The following is a 24,450-nucleotide window of genomic DNA, read 5'->3' on the forward strand; positions in this document are numbered from 1 at the left end:
TAACGGCCTCGTAAGCCGTGCCAACGAGCATGGCCCCGCTCCGGGTAGGAGCAGGGCCATGCAGGTCAACACTGAATCAGTTGAACAAACCGTAGAAGAATAGACGGATGCTATCCCACATGCGGCGGAAGATACCACCTTCCTCGACCGCGTCCAGCGCGATCAGGTCGGCGCTGTGTACCACCTTGTCATCCAGTTTGACTTCGACCTTGCCGATCACGTCACCCTTGGCGATTGGCGCCATCAGTTGCGGGTTCATGGTCATGCTGGCCGCGAGCTTTTTCAGCTGGCCTTTTGGCAGGGTCATGGTCAAGTCGTCAGCCAGGCCAGCCTTAACCTGATTGGTGGTGCCTTTCCAGACAGGAGCCTGGGCCAGTTCGGTGCCTTTCTGATAGAAGGTCTGGGTTTCGAAGAAACGGAAGCCGTAGGTCAGCAGCTTCTGGGTTTCAGCGGCGCGTGCCGATTCGCTATTGGTACCGAACACCACGGCGATCAGGCGCATGCCATCACGTACCGCCGAGGACACCATGCAGTAGCCAGCTTCGTCAGTGTGACCGGTTTTCAGACCGTCGACAGTCTTGTCACGCCACAGCAGCAGGTTGCGGTTCGGTTGCTTGATGCCGTTCCAGAAGAACTCTTTCTGCGAGTAGATCGCGTAGTGAGCCGGGTCTTCGTGGATGATCGCGCGCGCCAGCACAGCCATGTCGTGAGCCGACGAGTAGTGCTCAGGGTTCGGCAAGCCGGTCGGGTTCATGAAGTGGCTGTTGGTCATGCCCAGGTCGCCGACGGTTTTGTTCATCATGTCGGCGAAGGCGTCTTCGCTGCCGGCGATGTGCTCAGAGAGCGCAACGCTGGCGTCGTTACCCGACTGGATGATGATGCCGTGCAGCAGATCGCTGACAGTCACCTGCGAGCCAACCTTGATGAACATCCGCGAACCACCGGTACGCCAGGCGTTTTCGCTGACGGTCACTGGGTCGTTTTCACCGATCTGCCCGCGACGGATCTCCAGGGTCGCAATGTACGCGGTCATCAGCTTGGTCAGGCTGGCAGGCGGCAGGCGCTGGTCACCGTTGTTCTCGACCAGCACATTGCCACTGCTGGCGTCCATGAGCACGTAGGACTTGGCGGCCAGTTGAGGTGGCGACGGCATCATCTCGACCGCGAACGCGGCGGGAGAGAGAAGCAGCGGGACTAGCAGGCACAGGCGTTTGGCAAAGGTGGTGATGTTCATCCGTCTCTCGAAATCGCTAATGGAAACTGCCCTTGCGGGCAAAACTAATCAGACAACCTTCTAACGGGTTATCGCGTGTTCAGTTGTTCACTCACTGACCCTTGCCGGGCTTTTGTTGTACATCGAGCCAACAACTCAGGTCCTCCCCCCAATACCGCGAGCGAACCTTGATACGGGTACTGCTTACTCGGCCGTCACCAGGCTCGGCGAACCGAGATTGGCCAGGCGCACGCTGTTTTGCACTTGCGCAATTTCACCCTGCGAGCCGATCGGCCCCAGGCGAACCCGGTGCAGGGTCTGCTGATTGCGCACGATAGAACTGATGAACACCGGAGCGCTCACCATACCGCTGAGCTTCGACCTCAGGAGTTCGGCAGCGTCCGGGTTGGCGAACGCGCCCACCTGCAGATACTGGCCAGAGGCTGCTACAGAAGCGTTTTTTTTTGCATTGACCTGGATCGGCACGACAGCGGCGGCATGTTGCTGCGGCGGCGGGGTCCATTGCTCGACCTTGCCAGTCGATGCAGTGATCACCGGACCGCTGTTTTGCGCGACCTGCGGCTCATTGAGCATCAATGGCGCCGGGCGCCCCTTGGCAGCCCACCACTCTTGCGGGTCGATGCCCTCGACCTTGACCCGCGCGGTGCCGGTCTCGGCATAACCGAGTTTTTTCGCGGCAGCGTAGGACAAGTCGATGATCCGGTCCGAATAGAACGGCCCACGGTCGTTGACCCGCAGGATCACCGTGCGCTTGTTGTCCAGGTTGGTCACGCGGACATAGGCCGGCAGCGGCAGGGTCTTGTGTGCGGCGCTCATGCCATACAGGTCATACACCTCGCCATTGGCGGTGTTCTGGCCATGAAACTTGGTGCCGTACCAGGAGGCCGTGCCGGTTTCGACATAGCGCTTGGACTCGGGCATCGGGTAATAGGTCTTGCCCAGCACGGTGTAGGGGTTAGCCTTGTAGTTGCCGGTGTGCAGGGTCGGGGTGGCGTCGGGAATCCGCGACACATCGACGTCCCACCACGGCGCACCGTCCTTGTGGGCCCGGTTGATATCCAGCCCCGGGGTGGCGCGGACAACGGTCGGTGCCTTCGGTTGCGGCGCACGGCTGGTCGAGCAACTGACGATCAGCATCGACAGCGCGGCAAAAGCCACCAGCTTCAGGGGTTTGTGGATTGGCGATGCGAGCATTACTTGACGCCCCGTGCTTGGACCAGCTGTTCAGACAACTGATGTACGGCCATGGCGTACATCACGCTGCGGTTATAACGCGTGATTGCATAAAAATTCTTCAGGCCCATCCAGTATTCCGGGCCATTGTCACCTTCCAGACGAAACGCCGTCACCGGCATGTCGTCGCGCAGCGCATCATGACTCGACCAGCCCAGCGCTCGCAACTCCCCGACGGTTTTCGTCGGTTCGATCCCGGTGGTCAAGCCCTCGTCGACCTGCTCGCCACGCACATCGGCGCGACTGACCACCGGCTGCCCGGCCTCCCAGCCATGGCGTTTGAAATAACTGGCGACGCTGCCGATGGCGTCGTCGGCGTTGGTCCAGATATTGATGTGGCCATCCCCGTCGAAATCCACCGCATAGGCGCGGAAGCTGCTCGGCATGAACTGCGGCAAGCCCATGGCACCGGCATAGGAGCCTTTCAGCGTCAACGGATCAACCTGCTCTTCACGGGCCAGCAGCAGGAATTCACGCAGCTCCTTGCGGAAAAACTCGGCCCGTGGAGGGTAGTCGAAACCCAGGGTCGACAGGGCGTCGATTACCCGGTAATTGCCAGTATTGCGGCCGAAAAAGGTCTCAACGCCGATGATTGCGACGATTACCTGGGCCGGCACCCCGTATTCCTGCTCGGCACGCGCCAATACGGCTTCGTGCTGGCGCCAGAAGTCGACGCCGCGGGCGATGCGTGCATCGGTGAGGAACATCGGACGATATTCCTTCCATTGCTTGACCCGTTCAGCGGGGCGCGAGATCGCGTCGAGAATCGACTGCTTGCGCTCGGCCTCGCGGAACACGCCCATCAACTGTTCACCAGCGAAGCCGTAGTCACGGGTCATTTCACCGACGAATTCAGCCACTTGCGGCGAGCCCTCATATTCGCCGGCAAGCGCCGCCGGGGCGCTGCCAAGGATGCTTGCCAGGCCGAGCCACGGAGCGTATCGCGTTGCCCAGCCACGCATTACTTGCATTGAAATCTTCACCTTATTCAAACCTGCGCGATCCACTTACGATGGGTATGGATCGACATCAAAACCCCAAACGCTGACAGCAGTGTCACCAGCGAAGTTCCGCCGTAACTAATGAATGGCAACGGCACCCCCACCACCGGCAACAGGCCACTGACCATACCGATGTTGACGAAAACATAAACAAAAAACACCATGGTCAGCGAACCTGCCAGCAACTTGCCGAACAGCGTCTGCGCCTGGGCGGTAATCACCAGCCCGCGACCAATCAACAGCAGATAGATCAGCAGCAGGGCGCAAATGCCCACCAACCCGAACTCTTCGCCCATGACCGCGATGATGAAGTCGGTGTGGCTTTCCGGCAGGAAGTCCAGGTGCGACTGAGTGCCCAGCAGCCAGCCCTTGCCAAACACGCCGCCGGAGCCGATGGCGGCCTTGGATTGGATGATGTTCCAACCTGTGCCCAGCGGGTCGCTTTCCGGGTCCAGGAAGGTCAGGATCCGCTGCTTCTGGTAGTCATGCATGATGAAGAACCACATGGCGATCGCCACCGGCACCGTGGCCGCCAGCACACTGAGAATCCAGCGCCAGCGCAAGCCGCCCATGAACAGCACGAAAGCGCCGCCGGCGAGAATCAGCAACGAGGTGCCGAGGTCCGGTTGGCGCACGATCAGGGCGAACGGGATGCCGATCAAAATCAGGCTGACCCCGACGTGCTTGAGCTGTGGCGGCAAAGTGCGCTTGGACAGGTACCAGGCGATGGTCGCCGGCATGATGATCTTCATGAACTCCGAGGGCTGGAAGCGGATCACCCCGGGAATGTTGATCCAGCGCGTCGCGCCCATGGCGTTGTGGCCCATGATGTCCACCACCAGCAACAGCAGCACGCCGACCACATAGCCCAACGGTACCCAGCGCGCCATGAAACGCGGTTCGAACTGGGCGATGATGACCATCGACACCAGACCGATGCCGAACGACGTCGCCTGTTTGGCCAGCAAGTCCCAGCTCTTGCCGCTGGCCGAATACAGCACGAACAGGCTGCCGGCCGCGAGGATCAACAGCAGGATCAGCAGCGGGCCGTCGATGTGCATGCGCTGCAATAACGTCGCTCGGCGACGCATCACATCCTCGCTGGAGAGAATGCGATCAAAATTACTCTTCACGGGCCGTAGCCTCCGCGGAATTGGGGCTGGCAAATTCAGGCTTGAGTCGACCGTCCTGGTCCAGCAGCCAGGCATCCATCACCTGGCGCACCACCGGCGCAGCGACACCGGAACCGGACTCACCGTTCTCGACCATCACCGAAACGACAATTTTCGGGTTGTCGGCCGGGGCAAATCCTACGAACAACGCGTGGTCACGATGCCGCTCCTGAACCTTGGAGCGGTCGTACTTCTCGCCCTGCTTGATCGCCACTACCTGAGCCGTACCCGACTTGCCGGCGATCCGGTACTGCGCGCCAATCGACGCCTTGCGCGCGGTACCCCGGGCGCCGTGCATGACCTGCTGCATGCCATGGTTGACTCGGGTCCAGTCCGCCGGATCACGCAGGACGATATCCGGCATCGGATTCTCATCCACCGGCTTCTCGCCCTCGATCGACTTGGCCAGGTGCGGCCGGTTCCACTTGCCCTTGTTGGCGACCAGCGCCGTGGCCTGGGCCAATTGCAGCGGCGTCGACTGCATGTAGCCCTGGCCGATCCCGAGGATCAGGGTTTCGCCAGGGAACCAGGCCTGACGCCGGGTGGCCCGCTTCCATTCGCGCGAAGGCATGAGACCGGGCGACTCTTCGAACATGTCCAGCGAGACCTTCTGGCCGATGCCGAACTTGGTCATGTAGGCCGACAGTCGGTCGATCCCCAGCTTGTGCGCCAGGTCGTAGAAGTAGGTGTCGTTGGAGCGCATGATCGCCGTGTCGAGGTCGACAAAGCCGTCACCGGTGCGGTTCCAGTTACGGTACTTGTGATCGTAATTGGGCAGTTGGTAGTAGCCCGGGTCGAATACCCGCGAGGTCGCGGTGACAACCCCGGAATCCAGGCCGGCAATCGCCACCGCCGGCTTGATGGTCGAGCCTGGCGGATACAGCCCGCGCAGGACTCGGTTGAACAGAGGCCGGTCGATGGAATCGCGCAACTCGGCGTAAGCCTTGAAGCTGATGCCGGTGACAAACAGGTTCGGATCGAAACTCGGCTGACTGACCATCGCCAGCACTTCGCCGGTGTTCGGATCCATCGCCACCACCGCGCCACGACGCCCGCCGAGAGCCGCTTCGGCGGCCTCCTGCAGTTTAATGTCGAGGCTCAGGATGATGTCCTTGCCGGGAATCGGATCGGTGCGCTTGAGCACCCGCAGCACGCGGCCGCGAGCGTTGGTTTCGACTTCTTCGTAGCCGACCTGACCGTGCAATTGCGGCTCGTAGAAGCGTTCGATGCCGGTCTTGCCGATGTGGTGGGTACCGCTGTAGTTCACCGGATCGAGGGTCTTCAGCTCTTTCTCGTTGATCCGCCCCATGTAGCCCACCGAGTGCGCAAAGTGCGCGCCCTGCGGGTAATGGCGCACCAGTTGCGCAACCACCTCGACACCCGGCAGGCGGAACTGATTCACCGCAATCCGGGCAATCTGCTCTTCGGTCAACTCGAACAGGATCGGCACCGGCTCGAAGGGTCGCCGCCCCTGGCGCATGCGTTTTTCAAAGATCACCCGATCCTCGGGCGTCAGCTGCAGCACTTCGACGATCACGTCGAGCACTTGCTGCCAATCACCGGAACGTTCTCGGGTCATGCTCAGGCTGAAACTGGGCCGGTTGTCGGCAATCACTACGCCGTTACGGTCGAAGATCAGGCCGCGGGTCGGCGGAATCGGCTGAACGTGGACGCGGTTGTTCTCCGACAGGGTCGAGTGATACTCGTACTGGATCACCTGCAGGAAATACAAACGCGCGATCAGCACGCCGATCAGCAGCACCACTGCAATTGCCCCGAACACGACGCGGCCACGCACCAGACGGGCGTCTTTTTCGTGGTCCTTGATGCGAATCGGTTGGGACATGAGCGCAGGGTTACTTGTGGTAAGGGTGACCGGACAGGACTGTCCAGGCACGATACAGCTGTTCGCCGATGAGGATTCGCACCAGCGGATGGGGCAAGGTCAGCGGCGACAGCGACCAGCGCTGATCGGCCCGCGCGCAGACTTCCGGCGCCAACCCCTCGGGGCCGCCGACCATGAAGTTCACGGTACGCGAGTCCAGGCGCCAGCGATCGAGTTCCACCGCCAGTTGCTCGGTGCTCCACGGCTTGCCATGGACTTCCAGCGTGACGATGCGTTCGTTGGGGCCGACCTTGGCCAACATCGCTTCGCCTTCCTGGCGAATGAAACGCGCCACGTCAGCATTCTTGCCACGGGTATTGAGCGGTATTTCCACCAGTTCCAGCGCCAGCTCGGACGGAAGACGCTTGGCATATTCATGCCAGCCTTCTTCCACCCACTTGGGCATGCGTGAACCGACGGCGATCAGGCGCAGTCGCACAGCGAACCCTTAAAGCTGGTCTTTGTTGAGCTTGTTGAAGTGCTCGTGCGGGTTTTCCGGGCTGTGATGCGCAGCGCTGGCCGAACGACTCTGCTCGGCACCTGCCCAAAGGCGCTCCAGGTCGTAGAACTGGCGGGCCGAGGCGGTCATCATGTGCACGATGACGTCGTCCATGTCCAGCAGGACCCAGTCGCTGTCGCCCTTGCCTTCTTCACCCAATGGCTTGACGCCCTGGGCTTTGACGGCTTCACGGACCTTGTCGAGCATCGCGCCGATCTGGCGGTTGGAAGTACCGGTGGCGATGATCATGAAGTCGGTGATGCTTTGTTTTTCACGAACGTCGATCACCTGGATGTCCTGGGCCTTGACGTCTTCCAGGGCGGCTACGGCAACCTTGACCAGCGCTTCGCCAGCCAGCACTTCACCAGTGTGTGCTTCAACCGGCAGCGGCGCGCTCTTGAAGGTGCCTTTGCGCTTTACTTTCGATACATCTTTGTTAGTCATATAAAACTCGTTTTGCTCGTATGTTCGGGCGCTTCAATACACGTTGTTGCCACGTGCCTTGAGCACTCCTATTCAGTTCGACGCACGGTACAGACCGTGCGCATCGATGTAGGCCAGGACCGCGTCGGGCACCAGGAAACGTACCGACTTACCGCTGGCCAGCAGTTGACGGATCTGGGTGGCGGATACCGCGAGCGGTGTCTGCCAGACGAATGCAATCTGTCCGCTCGGCCCTTTGAGGGCCAGCGGGTCGCTCACCGAGCGCGCTGCCAGCAAGTTGCGCAAGGCATCTGGCGGTTCGCTGTCGGCATCCGGGCGTTGCAGCACCAGGATGTGGCAATGCTGGAGCAACTCTTCCCAGCGATGCCAAGTGGGCAGGCCGCAAAATGCGTCCCAACCCAACAGTAAAAACAACTGGTCATCCGCGGCGAACTCCGCACGCATCAGCTCCAGGGTATCGATAGTGTAGGACGGCTTGTCGCGTTTGAGCTCGCGGTCATCCACCACCAGGGGCACAACCCCTGCTACCGCGCACTCGACCATCGCCAGACGATCGAGTGCCGACACCTGCGGCGTACCCCGATGCGGTGGCCTGGCGCTGGGCGTCAGGCGCAACTCATCGAGGTTCAACGACTCGGCCACTTCCAGCGCGCCGCGCAAATGGCCGATGTGCACCGGGTCGAATGTCCCGCCGAGCACGCCAATACGCCGTGCCGAGGGACTCACCGGGGCTGTCGGGTCGAGATCGCCCAAGTCAGACCGGCTCCTGGCCGCGCAACTGGCCATCACCGACCACAATGTACTTCTCGCAGGTCAGGCCTTCGAGACCCACCGGGCCGCGGGCGTGCAGCTTATCAGTAGAAATGCCGATCTCGGCACCCAATCCGTACTCGAAGCCATCGGCAAAGCAGGTCGGGGTGTTGATCATCACCGAGGCGGAGTCGACTTCGGCGACAAAACGCCGGGCTTCGCCCTGATGCTCGCTGACGATCGAGTCAGTGTGGTGCGAGCCATAGTGATTGATGTGCTCGATCGCCCGATCCAGGCCATCGACCACCAGAATTGAGAGGATCGGCGCAAGGTATTCCGTGCTCCAGTCTTCCTCGGTCGCGGCCACGGCATCGATGATCGCCCGGGTCCGCTCGCAACCGCGCAGCTCGACGCCCTTTTCGCGGAACTGGGCAGCCATGGCCGGCAGGAAGTCCTTGGCCACGGCCTGATCCACCAGCAGGGTTTCCATGGCGCCGCAGATGCCATACCGGTAGGTCTTGGCGTTGAAAGCAATGCGTCGCGCCTTGTCGAGATCAGCGTGGGCACTGACGTAGACGTGACAAATGCCGTCCAGGTGCTTGATCACCGGCACCCGGGCATCGCGACTGACGCGCTCGATCAAGCCCTTGCCACCGCGCGGCACGATCACATCGACGTACTCGGGCATGGTGATCAGGGCGCCAACTGCGGCACGGTCGGTGGTTTCGACCACTTGCACCACGGCCGCCGGCAAACCGGCCTCGGCCAGGCCACGCTGGATGCAGGCGGCAATCGCACGATTGGAATGAATCGCCTCGGAACCACCGCGCAGGATGGTCGCGTTGCCCGACTTCAGGCACAGGCTGGCGGCGTCGATGGTCACGTTCGGACGAGACTCATAGATGATCCCGACCACACCCAGCGGCACGCGCATCTTGCCAACCTGGATACCTGACGGCCGATAACTCATGTCGCGGATCGCACCTACCGGGTCGGGCAACGCTGCCACCTGGCGCAAACCGACGATCATGCCGTCGATGCGTGCCGGGGTCAGGGCCAGGCGTTCGAGCATGGCCGGCTCCAGGCCATTGGCCCGGCCAGCGGCCAGGTCCAGCTCGTTGGCGGCAGATAGCTCGGCGCGAGCAGCGTCCAGCGCATTGGCAGCAGCCTGCAGGGCGCGGTTCTTCTGCCCAGTGCTGGCACGGCCGATCACGCGGGAAGCGTCGCGGGCAGCGCGACCCAAGCGGGTCATGTAGTCAAGAACGGACTCAGTCATGGTCTGGTGTGGTCTTGGCAAATAGGAAAGCGGCAGATTATAGCTGTCGCGCTCTCCTACTAACAGCGGTGACAGGCGGATGGTCGAAATGGACTGCAAATAGACCGTCTTCAGCCTGGATTAAGCCAGCGATTGTTATCATTACGTCACTTTCGCCCTGACATAACTGCCGCCATGTCCATCCTGACCGCCCACCGGCAGCCCAAAGCCCTGCCAGACAGCTTCTTCAACCGTGACGCCCAGCTTCTGGCCTGTGAGCTGCTGGGCAAAGTCATCCGCCATCGGGTCGGCGATTTGTGGCTTTCGGCACGAATTATTGAAACCGAAGCCTATTACTGCGACGAAAAAGGCAGTCATGCCTCCCTCGGCTACACAGAAAAACGTAAGGCTTTGTTTCTGGATGGCGGGCACATTTATATGTATTACGCCCGAGGCGGCGATTCGCTGAACTTCAGTGCCCAGGGCCCGGGTAACGCAGTGCTCATCAAGTCCGGCTATCCCTGGATCGACGAAGTGTCAGGGCCGGCGAGCCTGGCGCAGATGCTGCTCAACAATCCGGACGCCAACGGCCGGCCGCGGGCCTCGCAACGCCTGTGCGCCGGCCAGACCTTGCTGTGCAAGGCGCTGGGTTTGAAGGTACCGGTCTGGGACGCGAAACGCTTCGACCACGACATACTCCTGGTCGAAGACCTCGGCCGACCGCCGACCCAGGTCATCCAGACCACCCGCCTGGGCATCCCTCACGGACGCGACGAACACTTGCTCTACCGTTTCGTCGACAGCGACTACGCCCCCTACTGCACGCGGAACCCTCTGCGCCGCGGCCAGGTCGAAGGCCGCGACTACAACCTGCTGTAATTCTCCCCTGAGCGGGCCAACGAACAATGATGGAGTTGAACCTATGGGCCCATGGCTCGACAGCCTGACCGCCTGGTTGACGGCAAACCCGCAGTGGCTGGCCGCTGCGGTCTTTATCGTCGCCTGTATTGAGTGCCTGGCGATTGCCGGGCTGATCGTGCCGGGCACCGTGCTGCTGTTCGCAGTGGCCGTACTGGCCGGCAGTGGCGCACTGTCACTGGGAGAAACCCTGCTGCTGGGCTTCCTCGGCGGCGTCCTCGGCGATGTGGTGTCGTACTTCCTCGGCCGCCACTTTCACCAGAACATCCGCCGCCTGCCGGGCCTGCGTCATCACCCGGAGTGGATTGGCAGCGCCGAGACCTATTTCCAGCGCTACGGTATCGCCAGCCTGTTGGTCGGACGCTTCATCGGCCCGCTACGGCCGATGCTGCCGATGGTCGCGGGGATGTTCGACATGCCCTTCCTGCGTTTCTTCGCCGTCAGCCTGCTGGCCGGGGCCGGCTGGGCCGTCGCCTACCTGCTGCCGGGCTGGGCCACCGGAGCCGCCATTCGCCTGCCATTGCCCGAGGGTTTCTGGCCGCAAGCCGGGATTGTCGCAGCCAGTGTAGCGGTCATGGTCGGCCTGAGCGCCAACAGCAGCCTGCGCAGTCATCGCAAAGCCGCGATGCTTATCGCCGGCATGAGCTTTCTGATCCTGGCGGGATTGTTCATTGGCTACCCGCACCTCAGTGCCCTCGATCAAGGGGTCATGACCCTGGTCCAGGAACACCGTAACCCGACATTCGATGAAGTCGCCGTGGTCTTCACGCTGATTGGTGAATTCCGCAACATGTTGCTGTTCAGCGCCTTGTTGGTCGGGATACTGCTGGTCACCCGGCAGTGGCGCCAGGCCATATTCGCCGGCAGCACGCTGCTGTGCACTGCGCTGGCCAACACCCTGACCAAACACTTCTTCGCTCGCGTCCGCCCTGAAGTCCTCAGCGAGCCGTTGACCACCTTCAGCATGCCCAGTGGCCACGCTTCGGGCTCTTTTGCACTGTTTCTGACCCTGGCCGTCCTGGCGGGTCGCGGACAACCGCCCAGGATGCGCCTGACCTGGCTGCTGCTGGGCTGCCTGCCAGCGTTGGCCATTTCTGTTTCGCGGGTGTATCTGGGAGCGCACTGGCCGACGGATGTACTGGCGGGGGCGATGCTGGCAGCGTGTGTCTGTGCCGCCAGCCTGTGGTTCAGTCAACGCCAGACTTCGCTGTCCGCCCTACCCCCCAAGGTCTGGTGGATCGTCCTGCCGGCGCTGGTTGGACTGCTCGGGCTCTTCGTGTTGAGGCACCTGCCGCAAACCATGCTGCGCTACGCCTACTGAGCACCTGAATTTTCCGATACCCAGACAAAAACCCCGACCTGAGAGGTCGGGGTTCTTTTTCAACACCTGTTCAACTGACCATCATCACGCACTTTGACGCTTACGCATTTCCAGAATCAGCGCATCGGCCAAGAGTCCTGCGGTGATCGCCGTTTGCTCGAACGACTGCCCGTGACTGGCATTTTTCAGCATGTAGCCCACTGCAGCAGCTTCCCATGCTGCTCGCTCGGATACGAAAATAGTCATGATTTAAATTCCTTTTAGATAATGAAATTGGCCACTTCGTGTGACGCCCCGAGAAACTAAATAATTCGTCCCCCGTTCACAATGCTGGCTAGCTGACTCAAGCCTTGCCAATTGTTACTCAGGCAAACAGTTCGCCCTGCAACTCATCAAGCAAAGCCTGAATGGCATCCAGGCGTTGCTGCGGATCATCGAGCTGCAGCAGGTCGATCTTGTCCAGCTCCGAGAACGGCAACAGGTACGCCAACTGATTGGCCAGGGACTGCTGGCCGTTCGCCTCGGTGCCCATGTTCAAGGCCACCACCATCGGATGCTCGGCCAGGGCCTTGAGCAAGGCCACAAGGTCGTCATCTTCCTCTTGCAGCGGTTGCTCGGGCTCGTCCTCCAGCCACTCGACCTCGGCGACCAGCAGTTGATCGCGCTGCACCTCAGTACGCAACACCTTGAAGCGCCGCCCGCCCGCGACGCGGATCCCCAGCAGACCGTTGTCCTGCTGCTGAAAATCGGTAATCCGTGCTTCACAGCCGATCAGGGCATAGCCTTCAGGGGCGAGCCCCACTTCGTCGCCTTCGAGAATGCACACCACGCCAAAGCCTGCGCCCTGTTTCATGCAGCGACTGATCATGTCCAGGTAACGCGCCTCGAAAATCTGCAAATCGAGGACGCAACCGGGAAACAGCACGGTGTTCAGCGGAAACAGCGCCAGGCTCATAGACATGTCCTTAAACCACCATCGATACCGCCAACGGCAACAACACGGCCGTGGCCACACCCATCAGACTCATCGCCAGCGCGGCAAATGCACCGCACTCGTCACTTTCCTGCAGGGCCACCGAAGTGCCCACCGCATGTGCGGTCATGCCCAGGGCCATGCCACGGGCCTCCGGGCCATGCACCCCGAGACACGTCAACAGCGCCGGGCCGAAAATCGCCCCGAGCACCCCGGTAATCAGCACGAACACTGCCGCCAGTGCCGCGACACCGCCAATCTGCTCGGCCACCAGCATCGCAATAGGCGACGTCACCGATTTCGGCGCCATAGTCATCAGGATCATGTGCTCGGCGCCGAACCACCAGCCCAGCAGCACACACAGGCCGGTTGCCACCACGCCACCTATCACCAGCGTAGTAAAAATCGGCCAGAACAGTTGGCGAATACGTCGCAAGTTGAGGTAAAGCGGAACCGCCAGCGCCACAGTGGCCGGCCCCAGCAGAATACTGAGGATTTCGGTGCTTTTACGGTACTCGGCGTAAGTGAGACCGCATACCAGCAACACGCCGATCACCAGCAACATCGACACCAGCACCGGCTGCAGGAAAATCCAGCGAGTCTTCTCGAACGCCGCCAGCACCAGTTGATAGGCGCCCAGGGTGATGCCAATGCCGAACAATGGATGATGGATCACTGCCGCCAATGCCCCCTGCCAGTCGAACATCATGGCTGTTCCTCCTGCCGCGCCTGGCGCTTGACCAATCGCTGCATCAACACCCCGACAAAGGCCATCGACAGCAACAGCGACAGCACCAGCGCACCGACGATCGCCCAGAAGTCCGCCGCGATATCGGCGGCATACACCATCACCCCAACGGCGGGCGGCACCAGCAACAACGGCAGGTAACGCAACAGGCTGCCAGCGGCCAGGCTCAATGGCTCACCGACTTCGCCACGCACAATCAAGAAGCCCAGCAGAAGGAGCAAACCGATGATGGGCCCCGGCAGTATCGGCAACAGCAAGTGATTGAGCGCCGTGCCCAGCAATTGGAACAGCACCAGCCAGGTCAGGCCACGAAGTAACATGAGTGATCTCCAGCAAAACCCACTCCCCACAAGCGGACCGGCCATTATAAGCATGGCATCCGCTATGCATGGGTATTCGCCAAAGGTATGGGAGGTTGACCGGCACAGCACGCCATGATGATCTAAGGTGGTTGGCGGTCCTTTCAAAAAAAACTATAAATCGTTGAATCAAGGAGAGTCTCAATGCCCTTTGTTGCCGTTGCACAGATCAAAGATTATGTCGGCAAGGAACTCGGACACTCCGAGTGGCTGACCATCGACCAGGAGCGAATCAATCTGTTCGCTGAAGCCACGGGGGACTTTCAGTTCATCCACGTTGATCCGGTGAAAGCGGCCCAGACACCGTTTGGCAGCACCATCGCCCACGGCTTCCTGACACTGTCGCTGATTCCCAAGTTGATGGAAGACATTCTGGTGGTACCAGAAGGCTTGAAGATGGTGGTCAACTACGGCCTGGACAGCGTGCGTTTCATCCAGCCGGTCAAGGTCGGCTCCAAGGTCCGGCTCAAAGTCGAATTGACCGACGCTACCGAGAAGAAACCCGGTCAATGGCTGCTCAAGGCCACCACCACCCTGGAAATCGAAGGCGAGGAAAAACCTGCCTACATTGCCGAGCCTCTGTCGCTGGCATTCGTGTAACCCCGGCCGGATGCGAAGCAGTTCTCGCTGTTTCGCACCGCGTCTCTATTTATCAGGCATATAGCTGCGGCATACTCGGTCGCCTAATTGCCCGGATCCCGTTATGCGCTCACTTGCACCCCTTGCCCTGACCCTATTGCTCACTGCGTGTGGCGATGGCGAATCGCTGTTGCCACCAGACGCACGCCTGCCCGATGGCGGGCGGTATCGCGGTGAACTGGTCGACGGCTTGCTGCAAGGCCAGGGGCGCATCGATTACCCCAATGGCAGTTGGTACGCCGGTCAGTTCGACAAGGGCCAGTGGCACGGCCAGGGTGAATGGCACGGCAGCAACGGCGAACTCTATCGCGGCGGCTTCCAGCAAGGCCTGTTTCATGGCCAGGGCACCCTGAGCACCGGTGATAGCAATTACACCGGCAGCTTCAAACTGGGGCGCCGCGACGGTGAAGGCACGCTCAAGGAACACGGCATGACCTACCGTGGCGAGTTCAAATCCGACCAGTATTCCGGACTGGGCCGCCTTGAACTCGAAGACGGCAGCCAGTACCAGGGGCAATTCGCCCACGGCCAGCCCAATGGCGAGGGGCAGCGCAGCGATGCCAGCGGCAATCAATTCAGCGGGCATTTCGTCAACGGCCAACTGGACGGTGTCGGCAGCTTCAACAGCGCCGAGGGCGACAGCTATGTCGGTGGTTTCAAGCAAAACCAGCTGCACGGTAAAGGACGCTATGAAAACGCCGACGGTGACGTCTGGATCGGCGCGTTCAAGGAAGGCGCGTTGAGCGGCAAGGGCGAATTGATCGGTGCCGACAACAGTCACTACATCGGTCACTTCAGCGACTGGCGCTTCAGCGGCCAGGGCCGCCTCAACCTGCCCGACGGCAGCTTCTATATCGGCCAGTTCGACAACGACAGCTATCAGGGCCAGGGCACCCTGGTGCTGACCGACGGCACAGTGCAAAGCGGCCACTGGATCAACGGCCAGCGGGTACGCGACGCCGATGGAAAACTACTTCCAGACACCCTCGAACTGGGCTTGCTGGCCCAGGGTCGACTGTTGGAAGAGGCATTGGCCAACGTACCGCCGTCAACACCTGCGGTGGAGTTGTACAGCCTGACCCTCGGCGGTGATGGCAAACAGAGCGTATTCCTCCGTGAGTCCGACTACGTCAGCAACATGCTGTCCAGCCGGTTCGGCGCTTATGGACAGATTCGCCTGGTCAATCATCGCGATCATTCCGGCGACCGGCCCATGGCCACCCGCGAGAACCTGCGACGGGCGGCCCTGACCCTGGCCGAGCGCAGCGGCCCGGAAGACCTGCTGTTCATCTACCTGACCAGTCATGGCACGGCGGAGCACGAACTGGTGCTCGACCAACCGCGCATGGAACTGGCAGACCTGCCCGCCGATGAACTGGCAAGCGTGCTGGCACCGTTGAAGAACCGCGACAAGATCATCGTGATTTCAGCCTGCTACTCCGGCGGCTTCATTCCCGCCCTCAAAGACGAGCGGACCCTGATCATGACCGCCTCACGGGGTGACCGCGTGTCGTTCGGTTGCTCCGAGGAGGCCGACTTCACTTATTTCGGCGACGCTCTGTTCGCCCAGGCCCTGAACCAGACCGATGACCTGGAGCAGGCCTTCAAGCTGGCCAAGGCCACGGTCGCCGAGCGTGAGCTGGCGGACAACTTCGAAGCCTCCGAACCACAGATATGGGCGCCCAAGGGAGTACTGGCGCGCTGGCAGGCACTGCGCAAGCAACAAGCGCGAAAAGCGCTGCAAAGTGCCGCGCTGGACAGCAAGGAAACAAAGAGCAACTAAGCTGAACAGTATCAAGGGAGAAACACTATGTACTTGACGCCTCAGCACGTACTGCTCGCTGGAGCCACCGGCCTGACCGGTGAACATCTGCTCGACCGACTGCTCAACGAGCCCACCATCAGTCGCGTATTGGCGCCCTCGCGCCGGCCGCTGGCGGAACATCCGCACCTGGAAAACCCGGTCGGCGCACCGGCCGAGTTCCTGCCGCAGCTCAGTGGCCGGGTGGACATCGCCTACTGCTGCCTGGGCACGACCATCAAGCAAGCCGGCTCCGAACAAGCATTCCGTGCAGTCGACCTGGACATGGTGGTGGCTTTCTCCAAACGTGCGCGGGAAATGGGCGCGCGGCATCTGATCGTGATCAGCGCGATTGGTGCCGATCCGAAATCATCGGTGTTCTACAACCGCGTCAAGGGCGAAATGGAACAGGCTCTGCGCGCTCAGGATTGGCCACAACTGACCATCTGCCGACCTTCGCTGTTGCTGGGCGAGCGCCTGGAACCACGGCTTGCTGAGCAATTCGCCGGCCCACTCTCCAGGCTGATCCCCGGCAAATACCGCGGCATCGAGGCCTGCCAACTGGCCCGTGCCATGTGGCGCTTGGCGCTGGAAGAACAGGATGGGGTGCGCATTGTCGAATCGGACGAACTGCGCAAGCTCGGCAAATAACCGCTACAAACCGCCGGTTGCCTGAAAGCCGACACCCAGCACTGTCAGCAACGACAGTGGCAACAGCAGGGTGTCGAGCAAGGCACTGGCAGGCAAATCGACACCCGGGTAGCTCGGCGCTTCAGCGCCGAAGCGGTCCTTGGCGCAACAGCCCCCTTGCATGGCATACAGGTCCAGACGCGTTCCCGAATACACCACCGGTGCGCCCGGCTGAGCAGCATCGAGGGTACGCACCGTGGCGCAGCCGGCCAGTTGCAAGGCCAGCAGCGCGACCAGCAGCTTATTCATCGCTGCTCAAATGGTGCTCGCCCCAGCGTGGCAGCATGTCTTGCGGGATATTCAACAGATTGAGAATCCGCGCCACGACAAAGTCCACCAAATCATCGATGGTCTGCGGCTGATGATAGAACCCGGGCGACGCCGGCAAAATGGTCACGCCCATGTTCGACAGCTTGAGCATGTTTTCCAGGTGAATGCTCGAGTAAGGTGCTTCGCGAGGCACCAGAATCAACTGCCGGCGCTCCTTCAGGGTGACGTCGGCGGCTCGCTCGATCAGGTTGTTGCACGCCCCTGCCGCAATTGCCGCCAGAGTCCCTGTCGAACAGGGCACCACCACCATTGCCGCTGGCGAACCGGAGCCCGAGGCCACCGGCGACATCCAGTCCTCCTTGCCATACACACGAATCTGCCCGGCAACCGCGCCGGTGTACTCGGTGAGAAAGGCCTGCATCATCTGCGGCTTGGGTGGCAGGCTGACGTCGGTCTCGGTGGCCATCACCAGTTGCGCGGCCTTGGAGATTAGGAAATGCACCTCACGGTCCTCCCGCACCAGGCAATCGAGCAGGCGCAAACCGTACTGCGCGCCAGAAGCGCCGGTCATTGCCAGGGTGATGCGATCCGGACCGTTGTTCATTTGAGCGCCTCGGCGAGTTTGCCATGCAGGCCGCCGAAGCCGCCGTTGCTCATGATCACCACGTGGGTGCCGGGCTGCGCCTGGCTCTTGACCCGCTCAATGATGCCTTCCAGCGAGTCACTGACAATCGACGGCACCGTGCACAGGGCTGCGGTCGCCGCCAAGTCCCAGCCGAGGTTGGCTGGCGCGTACCAGATCACCTGATCGGCATCGACCACACTTTCCGGCAGGCCGTCACGGTGCGCGCCGAGCTTCATCGAGTTGGAGCGCGGCTCAATGATCGCGATCAGCGGCGCATCGCCAATGCGCTTGCGCAGGCCATCGAGGGTGGTGGCAATCGCTGTCGGGTGGTGGGCAAAGTCGTCGTAGATGGTGATCCCGTTGACCTGGGCCACCACTTCCATGCGCCGTTTCACACTCTTAAATGCGCTCAGGGCAGCGATCCCCATGCTCGGGACCACGCCCACGTGTCGCGCTGCCGCCAAGGTCGCCAAGGCGTTGGCCACATTGTGCTGGCCGGTCATGTCCCACTCCACCACGCCCTGGGCGACGCCCTCGAACATGACTTCGAAGCGCGAGCCGTCCTCGCTGAGCAGCTTGACCTGCCACTGGCCGCCGGCGCCGGTGGTTTGCACCGGGGTCCAGCAACCCATTTCGATGACCCGCTGCAGCGCCGGTTCGGTGGTCGGATGAATCACCAGGCCTTCACTCGGGATGGTGCGCACCAAGTGATGGAATTGCCGCTCGATGGCCGGCAAATCGGGGAAGATGTCCGCGTGATCGAACTCAAGGTTATTGAGAATCGCGGTGCGCGGACGGTAATGGACGAACTTCGAGCGCTTGTCGAAGAACGCGCTGTCATATTCATCGGCTTCGATGACGAAGAACGGTGTGTCACCCAGGCGGGCCGACACCGAGAAATTCTGTGGCACGCCACCGATCAGGAAGCCCGGGCTCATGCCGGCGTGTTCCAGGACCCAGGCCAGCATGCTGCTGGTAGTGGTTTTCCCGTGGGTACCCGCCACCGCCAGCACCCAGCGGCCTTGCAGCACGTGGTCAGCCAGCCATTGTGGACCGGAAACATAGGGCAGGCCCTTGTTCAGGACGTATTCGACGGCCGGGTTGCCACGGGACATGGCGTTGCCGATCACCACCAGGTCCGGGGCCGGATCGAGCTGGGCCGGGTCGTAGCCTTGCGTCAGCTCAATGCCCTGCGCTTGCAGTTGAGTACTCATCGGCGGATAGACGTTGGCGTCGGAACCGGTCACGCGATGGCCCAGCTCTTTGGCCAGAACCGCCATCGAGCCCATGAAAGTGCCGCAGATACCCAGGATATGAATGTGCATAGTCAACCTCGTAAAACATCGAGGCAGGTTAGCGTAGGGTGGGGAAATTCGCACCCTTTAGCTGAGCGGACGCGGCGTGTCCGAGCAACTAGCGGGCGATCGCGTGTTTGCGCAGCTTGCGATAGAGGGTATTGCGGCTGATGCCCAGTTGCTCGGCGGTATGGGTCATGTGCCAGCGCTGCTGCTCAAGGGCATTGAGCAGGGCCAGGCGCTCGGCGTCATCCAGCGGAAAATCGGTCAATGGCGGCGCACTGCTCATCTGCGGCCGCGACTGGCGAATCATCGCCGGCAGGTCATCCAGGCCGATGCTGCCATCCTCACACAAGGCGGCCAGGGTGCGCAGAACATTGCGCAACTGCCGCACGTTTCCCGGCCAGGCAAACGCCAGCAAGGCCTGCCGCGCCGGTTCGGCAATCTGTACCGCCTCGTCGCCGGCTTCCTCTGACAGGAGAAAATCCAGCAGCTGCGATTTGTCGCTGCGTTCGCGTAGTGCCGGCAAGGCCACTTCCAGACCATTGAGCCGGTAGTACAGATCCTCGCGGAAACCGCCATCCTGCACACGATCAAGCAGATTACGGTGGGTGGCGCTGATGATTCGCACGTTGACCGCCTGCGGTTCGCCGCCAATGGGCACCACCAGCCGATCCTCGAGCACCCGCAGCAGGCGGGTTTGCAGGGCCAGCGGCATGTCGCCAATCTCGTCGAGGAACAAGGTGCCGCCATCGGCCTGTTGCAACTTGCCGCGCATGCCTTCCTTGCGTGCCCCGGTAAAACTGCCGCCGCGATAACCAAACAGCTCGCTTTCGATCAGACTTTCCGGGATCGCCGCGCAATTGAGTGCGACGAATGCCTTGTCCGCGCGCTGGCTGGCCTGATGCACCGCCTTGGCGAACGCCTCCTTGCCGGAGCCGGTTTCGCCATTGATCAACAGCGGCACATCACGCTCGAACACCCGCAGCGCTTTACGGAAGTCCGCCTGCAGCCCTTCGTCACCCAGGCAAATGCCGGCCAGGGGTGGCCGCTCCTCGATTTTCCGCGCAGGCACCAGCGGCACCGGCACACTGCGCGCCTGGCCGCGCAGTACGGCAAACAATCCGCGCCCGTCGCGGGTCCGCAGCGGCCAACTGGCGCTGGCGTTAACGCTGGCGCGGGACAGCAGTTCGTCCAGCGAACAGTCGAAAAAGTTATCCACCGGCTTGCCCACCAGACCGCCACGAATGTGCCCCAACAGGTTCAACGCACTCTGATTGACCGCACTGATCCGCCCTTCGCCGTCGAACGCCAGCAAGCCTTCACTGAACAACCCCACCGATTCCGCCTGCAGGTGGAAGCGCAACAGCCACTGATTTTCGAAATGTCGCAGGAAATAGCAGCTCTCGATCATTTTCGCCGAGAGGTTGACCAGCGCCATGGTGTGGAACTGGCTTTGCCGGGAAACGTCGTGGCGCGCCGATGAGACGTCGAGCACCGCCAGCAATTCGCCATGGGGATCGAACACCGGACTGGCGGAACAGGTCAGGCCGGTGTGCCGGCCGCGAAAGTGTTCATCCTGATGAATGGTCAGGGCCTGGCGTTCCACCAGGCACGTACCGATGCCGTTGGTACCTTCGCAGGCCTCGCTCCAGTCGGCGCCCAACCACAGCCCCGCACGTTCGAAAATGCGCCGCTCGGTGGGCGCGGTGACACAGTTGAGAATCACCCCGCGAGCATCGGTCAGCAGCACCGCATGGCCGGCACCGGACAATTGCTGATGCAGGCTGGTCATTTCGCCGCCAGCGATGTGCAGCACCTGTTGCAGGCGCTCGCGACTCTCCAGCACACGGCCGTGTTCCAGCACCGTAGGGGCCATGTTCAACGCCGGATCGAGATGGTAATCCTCAAGGCAGCGCAGCCAGGAACGGGCGATCGACGGATCACTGCCCGGCCCCTGCAATTGGTGTTTGCCCTGAGTAACGGTCAACACCTGCTGGGCATGGCGACTCAAATGGTTGTTGTGCATTTCTTATTCTGCTCCAGGGGGTGCGGCGAACCTGGCCTGTGGACGCCCAGCATCCCCCAGCCATCGGCGCATTGCAATGGCGACGAGACCGGCCGGTCACACTGTGTGCCATAAGCGGTACAAAGTGTCACACCCGCTGTACCGCATCTGTCACAAGCCTCACCGAATCCATTGAGAAAAACCTGCCAACCCCTTGATTTACAAGACCTGGACGGCACTGGCCCGACCTTTGCTCTAGGCTTGTACAAGCGCTTACCGCGCGTACTCCCTTATAAGCACAAAAGCCAAGGAGACACTCATCATGCGTTACGCTCACCCCGGTACCGAAGGTGCAATCGTTTCGTTCAAGAGCAAATACGGTAACTACATCGGTGGCGAATTTGTCGCGCCGGTCAAAGGTCAGTACTTCACCAACACCTCGCCGGTGAACGGCCAACCGATTGCCGAGTTCCCCCGCTCCACGGCTGAAGACATCGAAAAAGCCCTGGACGCTGCCCACGCAGCCGCCGATGCCTGGGGCAGCACTTCTGTCCAGGCGCGCTCGCTGATCCTGCTGAAAATCGCTGATCGTATCGAACAGAATCTGGAAACCCTGGCAATCACCGAAAGCTGGGACAACGGCAAGGCCGTGCGCGAAACCCTGAACGCCGACATTCCGCTGGCCGCCGACCATTTCCGCTACTTCGCCGGCTGCCTGCGCGCGCAGGAAGGCAGTGCCGCGGAAATCGACGGCAACACCGTGGCCTATCACATTCACGAACCGCTGGGCGTTGTCGGGCAGATCATCCCGTGGAACTTCCCGATCCTGATGGCCGCCTGGAAGCTCGCACCAGCCCTGGCCGCCGGTAACTGCGTGGTACTCAAACCGGCCGAGCAAACTCCGCTGGGCATCACCGTACTGATGGAGCTGATTGGCGACCTGCTGCCGCCGGGCGTGCTGAACGTGGTGCAAGGGTTCGGCCGCGAAGCCGGTGAAGCCCTGGCCACCAGCAAGCGTATTGCCAAAATTGCCTTTACCGGCTCGACTCCGGTGGGCTCGCACATCATGAAGTGCGCAGCGGAAAACATCATTCCGTCCACTGTGGAGCTGGGCGGCAAATCGCCGAACATCTTCTTCGAAGACATCATGAAGGCCGAGCCGAGCTTCATCGAGAAAGCCGCTGAAGGCCTGGTGCTGGCGTTCTTCAACCAGGGCGAAGTCTGCACCTGCCCGTCCCGTGCGCTGGTACAGGAATCGATCTACGACGAATTCATGCAAGTGGTGATGAAGAAAGTCCTGCAGATCAAACGCGGCGACCCGCTGGACACCGACACCATGGTCGGCGCCCAGGCCTCGGAGCAGCAATTCGACAAGATCCTTTCGTACCTGGAAATCGCCAAGGGCGAAGGCGCGGAGCTGCTGACCGGCGGCAAGGTGGAAAAACTCGAAGGCAACCTGGCGAGCGGATACTACATCCAGCCAACGCTGCTCAAGGGCACCAACAAAATGCGCGTGTTCCAGGAAGAAATCTTTGGCCCGGTGGTCAGCATCACCACCTTCAAGGACGAAGCCGAAGCCCTGGCCATCGCCAACGACACCGAGTTCGGCCTTGGCGCCGGCCTCTGGACCCGCGACATCAACCGCGCTTACCGCATGGGCCGCGCGATCAAGGCTGGTCGCGTCTGGACCAACTGCTACCACCTGTACCCGGCGCACGCCGCATTCGGTGGCTACAAGAAGTCCGGCGTCGGCCGCGAAACCCACAAAATGATGCTCGACCACTACCAGCAAACCAAAAACCTGCTGGTGAGCTACGACATCAACCCACTGGGCTTCTTCTGATTGACCCTCCCGGCGACTTCGGTCGCCGGGAGGCGCTTCGCTGTCCGCGTCACCGCTTATTTTTGCATCGACTTCGCCGTTCACCCGCGGCGGATGCCTTGTTGCAAGCGCATTTCCCCGATTCATGCAGCGCTCGCCCCGGGCCTCAGGCTGCGCTGAAAAACAACAATAAGAAGGAACTATGCAATGGATCAGATCGGCAACTACGTGCTCTATCTCATTATGTTCTGTGCCGTACTCGGCGCCTTCGCCGCGATTTACAACAGCGATGAAGGGCTGGGTAAAGAATTCATGGAGGGCATCCATGCCACGGGCCACATCTTTGTCCCGGCGGCCGGCATCATGGCCTCCATCCCCTACCTGACCGTGGTCATCGAAAAAGCCTTCGGCCCATTCTTCAGCGCCCTGGGCGCCGACCCGGCGCTGGCGGCGACCATGATCATCGCCTCAGACATGGGCGGCTACCACCTGGCCTCGGCCCTGGCAGCCAGCAAAGAAGCGCTGGTGATGGCGCTGATTACCGGCTTCATGGGCGGTGCAACCATCGTCTTCTCAATTCCCATGGGCCTGGCGATGCTCGACAAGCGCGACCATAAATACATGGCCCTGGGCATCATGTCGGGAATCCTGACCATCCCACTGGGCGTGCTGATCGCCAGCGTGATCCTCGCGTTCAGCAATCCGTTGGTCCGCGAACTGGTCTCGACCAACGGCGAGGCCACCTATCAACTGGCACTCGGCCTGGGCAGCATCTTCGCCAACCTGCTGCCGATCCTGATCTTCGTTGTCGCCCTGGCCCTCGGCCTGCGCTTCCTGCCCGACCTGATGATTAAGGGTTTCATCGTCTTTGGTCGAACCCTCGATGCCGCGATCAAGTTGGTCCTGGTGTTCTCCATCGTCGAATACTTCACCGGCGTGTTCACCCTGGTCTTTGGCGCCTGGGGTTTCCACCCGATCATCGCCGATGCCGAGGATCAGACCCGCGCCCTGGAAACCGCTGGCTACATCGGCATCATGCTGGCCGGCGCATTCCCGATGGTCTACCTGCTGCGCAAATACCTCGGTAAACCGCTGGAAAGCCTGGGTGGCAAGATTGGCCTGAGCGCCGTCGGCAGCGCCGGCATGCTGGCGACCATTGCCAACATCCTCGCAATGTTCCGCCTGGTGCGCTTCATGCCGCCCAAGGACAAGGTGATCAACATTGCCTTTGGCGTGTGCGCGGCGTTCCTGCTCGGCGACCACCTGTCGTTTACCGCCAACTTCCAACCGACCATCATCCTGCCAGTGCTGATTGGCAAGATAAGTGCAGGTTTCATCGCCGTCGGTCTGGCGTATTGGCTGTCTGTGCCCAAGGCCCTGCAACTGGAAGCTGAAGACCGTGCCGCCGGAATCATTGCCGAAGGCGAGTACCTGGGCCTGCCGGTGCCGGAAACCATCGCCCCGAACGGCGTCAAGGCCACGGTTTGAGTGCGCTGCATTGAAGTGCG

At 61.3% G+C, this 24,450-nt stretch carries 24 protein-coding genes; 7 read left to right on the forward strand and 17 right to left on the reverse strand.

Features of this window, described 5'->3' with window-relative positions; all coding sequences use genetic code 11:
• Window positions 1–76: 76 nt before the first annotated feature.
• The 9 genes from KW062_RS25800 to KW062_RS25840 form a co-directional block, all read right to left on the reverse strand.
• Window positions 77–1,234 (reverse strand): D-alanyl-D-alanine carboxypeptidase family protein, encoded by a 1,158-nt coding sequence (locus tag KW062_RS25800; RefSeq protein ID WP_027617759.1) that lies wholly within the window; start codon window positions 1,232–1,234, stop codon window positions 77–79.
• 183 nt (window positions 1,235–1,417) lie between these two features.
• Complete coding sequence (locus tag KW062_RS25805) at window positions 1,418–2,428, reverse strand: septal ring lytic transglycosylase RlpA family protein (RefSeq protein WP_027617758.1); 1,011 nt, start codon at window positions 2,426–2,428, stop codon at window positions 1,418–1,420.
• Window positions 2,428–3,438: a lytic murein transglycosylase B gene (gene mltB, locus KW062_RS25810; RefSeq protein WP_027617757.1), complete on the reverse strand. Its 1,011-nt coding sequence runs from the start codon at window positions 3,436–3,438 to the stop codon at window positions 2,428–2,430. Before mltB ends, KW062_RS25805 begins: the two co-directional genes overlap by 1 nt.
• Before the next feature lie 17 nt (window positions 3,439–3,455).
• Complete coding sequence (rodA, locus tag KW062_RS25815) at window positions 3,456–4,559, reverse strand: rod shape-determining protein RodA (protein WP_051550489.1); 1,104 nt, start codon at window positions 4,557–4,559, stop codon at window positions 3,456–3,458.
• A gap of 31 nt (window positions 4,560–4,590) precedes the next feature.
• Window positions 4,591–6,486 carry a penicillin-binding protein 2 gene (gene mrdA / locus KW062_RS25820; RefSeq protein WP_027617755.1) on the reverse strand — a complete coding sequence of 632 codons (1,896 nt, stop codon included), beginning with the start codon at window positions 6,484–6,486 and terminating at the stop codon, window positions 4,591–4,593.
• A 10-nt stretch (window positions 6,487–6,496) separates the two neighbouring features.
• A complete protein-coding gene (rlmH, locus tag KW062_RS25825) occupies window positions 6,497–6,964 on the reverse strand; it encodes a 23S rRNA (pseudouridine(1915)-N(3))-methyltransferase RlmH (protein WP_003185785.1) in 468 nt (155 codons plus the stop codon).
• Window positions 6,965–6,973: 9 nt separating this feature from the next.
• The gene (gene rsfS, locus KW062_RS25830) at window positions 6,974–7,468 is read right to left on the reverse strand and encodes a ribosome silencing factor (protein WP_027617754.1); all 495 of its coding nucleotides are present in this window, start codon (window positions 7,466–7,468) and stop codon (window positions 6,974–6,976) included.
• Between the two features lie 72 nt (window positions 7,469–7,540).
• Window positions 7,541–8,254, reverse strand: a complete 714-nt coding sequence (gene nadD / locus KW062_RS25835; RefSeq protein WP_033866063.1) for a nicotinate-nucleotide adenylyltransferase — start codon at window positions 8,252–8,254, stop codon at window positions 7,541–7,543.
• Window positions 8,223–9,494, reverse strand: a complete 1,272-nt coding sequence (locus KW062_RS25840) for a glutamate-5-semialdehyde dehydrogenase (RefSeq protein WP_027617752.1) — start codon at window positions 9,492–9,494, stop codon at window positions 8,223–8,225. Before KW062_RS25840 ends, nadD begins: the two co-directional genes overlap by 32 nt.
• Window positions 9,495–9,668: 174 nt before the next feature.
• Between KW062_RS25840 and KW062_RS25845 the strand changes: the two genes are divergently transcribed.
• Together KW062_RS25845 and KW062_RS25850 are read left to right on the forward strand one after the other, a co-directional pair.
• A complete protein-coding gene (locus tag KW062_RS25845) occupies window positions 9,669–10,352 on the forward strand; it encodes a DNA-3-methyladenine glycosylase (protein ID WP_105754428.1) in 684 nt (227 codons plus the stop codon).
• A 43-nt stretch (window positions 10,353–10,395) separates the two neighbouring features.
• Window positions 10,396–11,712, forward strand: coding sequence for a bifunctional DedA family/phosphatase PAP2 family protein (locus tag KW062_RS25850; protein WP_027617750.1), 1,317 nt, complete (start codon window positions 10,396–10,398; stop codon window positions 11,710–11,712).
• Window positions 11,713–11,796: 84 nt separating this feature from the next.
• Here KW062_RS25850 and KW062_RS25855 read toward each other — a convergent pair whose 3' ends face one another.
• The 4 genes from KW062_RS25855 to KW062_RS25870 all read right to left on the reverse strand — a co-directional run bounded on the left by KW062_RS25855 (window position 11,797) and on the right by KW062_RS25870 (window position 13,753).
• A complete protein-coding gene (locus tag KW062_RS25855) occupies window positions 11,797–11,958 on the reverse strand; it encodes a hypothetical protein (protein ID WP_158261839.1) in 162 nt (53 codons plus the stop codon).
• A gap of 118 nt (window positions 11,959–12,076) precedes the next feature.
• Window positions 12,077–12,667 (reverse strand): LON peptidase substrate-binding domain-containing protein, encoded by a 591-nt coding sequence (locus KW062_RS25860; protein WP_105754427.1) that lies wholly within the window; start codon window positions 12,665–12,667, stop codon window positions 12,077–12,079.
• Between the two features lie 10 nt (window positions 12,668–12,677).
• Window positions 12,678–13,394 (reverse strand): LrgB family protein, encoded by a 717-nt coding sequence (locus KW062_RS25865; RefSeq protein ID WP_105754426.1) that lies wholly within the window; start codon window positions 13,392–13,394, stop codon window positions 12,678–12,680.
• Complete coding sequence (locus KW062_RS25870; protein WP_027617747.1) at window positions 13,391–13,753, reverse strand: CidA/LrgA family protein; 363 nt, start codon at window positions 13,751–13,753, stop codon at window positions 13,391–13,393. Before KW062_RS25870 ends, KW062_RS25865 begins: the two co-directional genes overlap by 4 nt.
• A 183-nt stretch (window positions 13,754–13,936) precedes the next feature.
• On the opposite strand from KW062_RS25870, the gene KW062_RS25875 reads away from it, so the two are divergent.
• The 3 genes from KW062_RS25875 to KW062_RS25885 all read left to right on the forward strand — a co-directional run bounded on the left by KW062_RS25875 (window position 13,937) and on the right by KW062_RS25885 (window position 16,883).
• Complete coding sequence (locus KW062_RS25875; protein WP_027617746.1) at window positions 13,937–14,392, forward strand: MaoC family dehydratase; 456 nt, start codon at window positions 13,937–13,939, stop codon at window positions 14,390–14,392.
• Window positions 14,393–14,495: 103 nt separating this feature from the next.
• Window positions 14,496–16,214, forward strand: a complete 1,719-nt coding sequence (locus KW062_RS25880) for a C13 family peptidase (RefSeq protein ID WP_027617745.1) — start codon at window positions 14,496–14,498, stop codon at window positions 16,212–16,214.
• A gap of 27 nt (window positions 16,215–16,241) precedes the next feature.
• Window positions 16,242–16,883 carry an oxidoreductase gene (locus KW062_RS25885; protein WP_027617744.1) on the forward strand — a complete coding sequence of 214 codons (642 nt, stop codon included), beginning with the start codon at window positions 16,242–16,244 and terminating at the stop codon, window positions 16,881–16,883.
• A 3-nt stretch (window positions 16,884–16,886) separates the two neighbouring features.
• Here KW062_RS25885 and KW062_RS25890 read toward each other — a convergent pair whose 3' ends face one another.
• The 4 genes from KW062_RS25890 to KW062_RS25905 form a co-directional block, all read right to left on the reverse strand.
• Window positions 16,887–17,171: a YceK/YidQ family lipoprotein gene (locus KW062_RS25890; protein WP_027617743.1), complete on the reverse strand. Its 285-nt coding sequence runs from the start codon at window positions 17,169–17,171 to the stop codon at window positions 16,887–16,889.
• Entirely contained in the window at window positions 17,164–17,796 is a 633-nt protein-coding gene (gene ubiX / locus KW062_RS25895) for a flavin prenyltransferase UbiX (protein WP_027617742.1), read from the reverse strand. Before ubiX ends, KW062_RS25890 begins: the two co-directional genes overlap by 8 nt.
• Complete coding sequence (gene mpl / locus KW062_RS25900) at window positions 17,793–19,142, reverse strand: UDP-N-acetylmuramate:L-alanyl-gamma-D-glutamyl-meso-diaminopimelate ligase (protein WP_105754425.1); 1,350 nt, start codon at window positions 19,140–19,142, stop codon at window positions 17,793–17,795. The genes ubiX and mpl overlap by 4 nt, the downstream gene beginning before the upstream one ends.
• Window positions 19,143–19,230: 88 nt before the next feature.
• The gene (locus KW062_RS25905; RefSeq protein ID WP_105754424.1) at window positions 19,231–21,141 is read right to left on the reverse strand and encodes a sigma-54-dependent Fis family transcriptional regulator; all 1,911 of its coding nucleotides are present in this window, start codon (window positions 21,139–21,141) and stop codon (window positions 19,231–19,233) included.
• 301 nt (window positions 21,142–21,442) lie between these two features.
• Between KW062_RS25905 and exaC the strand changes: the two genes are divergently transcribed.
• Both exaC and eutH read left to right on the forward strand, forming a co-directional pair.
• Window positions 21,443–22,963: an acetaldehyde dehydrogenase ExaC gene (exaC, locus tag KW062_RS25910; protein ID WP_027617739.1), complete on the forward strand. Its 1,521-nt coding sequence runs from the start codon at window positions 21,443–21,445 to the stop codon at window positions 22,961–22,963.
• A gap of 186 nt (window positions 22,964–23,149) precedes the next feature.
• On the forward strand, window positions 23,150–24,430 hold the full coding sequence (eutH, locus tag KW062_RS25915; RefSeq protein ID WP_105754423.1) for an ethanolamine utilization protein EutH: 1,281 nt from the start codon (window positions 23,150–23,152) through the stop codon (window positions 24,428–24,430).
• The last annotated feature ends 20 nt before the right edge of the window (window positions 24,431–24,450 follow it).

This window comes from Pseudomonas fluorescens (assembly GCF_019212185.1).
Lineage (GTDB): Bacteria > Pseudomonadota > Gammaproteobacteria > Pseudomonadales > Pseudomonadaceae > Aquipseudomonas.

What these genes read in the sequence shown, in the direction of transcription:
- KW062_RS25890 (WP_027617743.1), bottom strand. Translation starts at nt 17,171, where the DNA reads ATGAATAAGCTGCTGGTCGCGCTGCTGGCCTTGCAACTGGCCGGCTGC.
- KW062_RS25870 (WP_027617747.1), bottom strand. Translation starts at nt 13,753, where the DNA reads ATGTTACTTCGTGGCCTGACCTGGCTGGTGCTGTTCCAATTGCTGGGC.
- KW062_RS25845 (WP_105754428.1), top strand. Translation starts at nt 9,669, where the DNA reads ATGTCCATCCTGACCGCCCACCGGCAGCCCAAAGCCCTGCCAGACAGC.
- eutH (WP_105754423.1), top strand. Translation starts at nt 23,150, where the DNA reads ATGGATCAGATCGGCAACTACGTGCTCTATCTCATTATGTTCTGTGCC.
- KW062_RS25860 (WP_105754427.1), bottom strand. Translation starts at nt 12,667, where the DNA reads ATGAGCCTGGCGCTGTTTCCGCTGAACACCGTGCTGTTTCCCGGTTGC.
- KW062_RS25800 (WP_027617759.1), bottom strand. Translation starts at nt 1,234, where the DNA reads ATGAACATCACCACCTTTGCCAAACGCCTGTGCCTGCTAGTCCCGCTG.
- KW062_RS25805 (WP_027617758.1), bottom strand. Translation starts at nt 2,428, where the DNA reads ATGCTCGCATCGCCAATCCACAAACCCCTGAAGCTGGTGGCTTTTGCC.
- KW062_RS25855 (WP_158261839.1), bottom strand. Translation starts at nt 11,958, where the DNA reads ATGACTATTTTCGTATCCGAGCGAGCAGCATGGGAAGCTGCTGCAGTG.
- rsfS (WP_027617754.1), bottom strand. Translation starts at nt 7,468, where the DNA reads ATGACTAACAAAGATGTATCGAAAGTAAAGCGCAAAGGCACCTTCAAG.
- ubiX (WP_027617742.1), bottom strand. Translation starts at nt 17,796, where the DNA reads ATGAACAACGGTCCGGATCGCATCACCCTGGCAATGACCGGCGCTTCT.
- nadD (WP_033866063.1), bottom strand. Translation starts at nt 8,254, where the DNA reads ATGGCCAGTTGCGCGGCCAGGAGCCGGTCTGACTTGGGCGATCTCGAC.
- KW062_RS25880 (WP_027617745.1), top strand. Translation starts at nt 14,496, where the DNA reads ATGCGCTCACTTGCACCCCTTGCCCTGACCCTATTGCTCACTGCGTGT.
- mltB (WP_027617757.1), bottom strand. Translation starts at nt 3,438, where the DNA reads ATGCAAGTAATGCGTGGCTGGGCAACGCGATACGCTCCGTGGCTCGGC.
- mpl (WP_105754425.1), bottom strand. Translation starts at nt 19,142, where the DNA reads ATGCACATTCATATCCTGGGTATCTGCGGCACTTTCATGGGCTCGATG.
- KW062_RS25875 (WP_027617746.1), top strand. Translation starts at nt 13,937, where the DNA reads ATGCCCTTTGTTGCCGTTGCACAGATCAAAGATTATGTCGGCAAGGAA.
- KW062_RS25865 (WP_105754426.1), bottom strand. Translation starts at nt 13,394, where the DNA reads ATGATGTTCGACTGGCAGGGGGCATTGGCGGCAGTGATCCATCATCCA.
- rodA (WP_051550489.1), bottom strand. Translation starts at nt 4,559, where the DNA reads ATGCGTCGCCGAGCGACGTTATTGCAGCGCATGCACATCGACGGCCCG.
- mrdA (WP_027617755.1), bottom strand. Translation starts at nt 6,486, where the DNA reads ATGTCCCAACCGATTCGCATCAAGGACCACGAAAAAGACGCCCGTCTG.
- KW062_RS25840 (WP_027617752.1), bottom strand. Translation starts at nt 9,494, where the DNA reads ATGACTGAGTCCGTTCTTGACTACATGACCCGCTTGGGTCGCGCTGCC.
- KW062_RS25885 (WP_027617744.1), top strand. Translation starts at nt 16,242, where the DNA reads ATGTACTTGACGCCTCAGCACGTACTGCTCGCTGGAGCCACCGGCCTG.
- KW062_RS25905 (WP_105754424.1), bottom strand. Translation starts at nt 21,141, where the DNA reads ATGCACAACAACCATTTGAGTCGCCATGCCCAGCAGGTGTTGACCGTT.
- exaC (WP_027617739.1), top strand. Translation starts at nt 21,443, where the DNA reads ATGCGTTACGCTCACCCCGGTACCGAAGGTGCAATCGTTTCGTTCAAG.
- KW062_RS25850 (WP_027617750.1), top strand. Translation starts at nt 10,396, where the DNA reads ATGGGCCCATGGCTCGACAGCCTGACCGCCTGGTTGACGGCAAACCCG.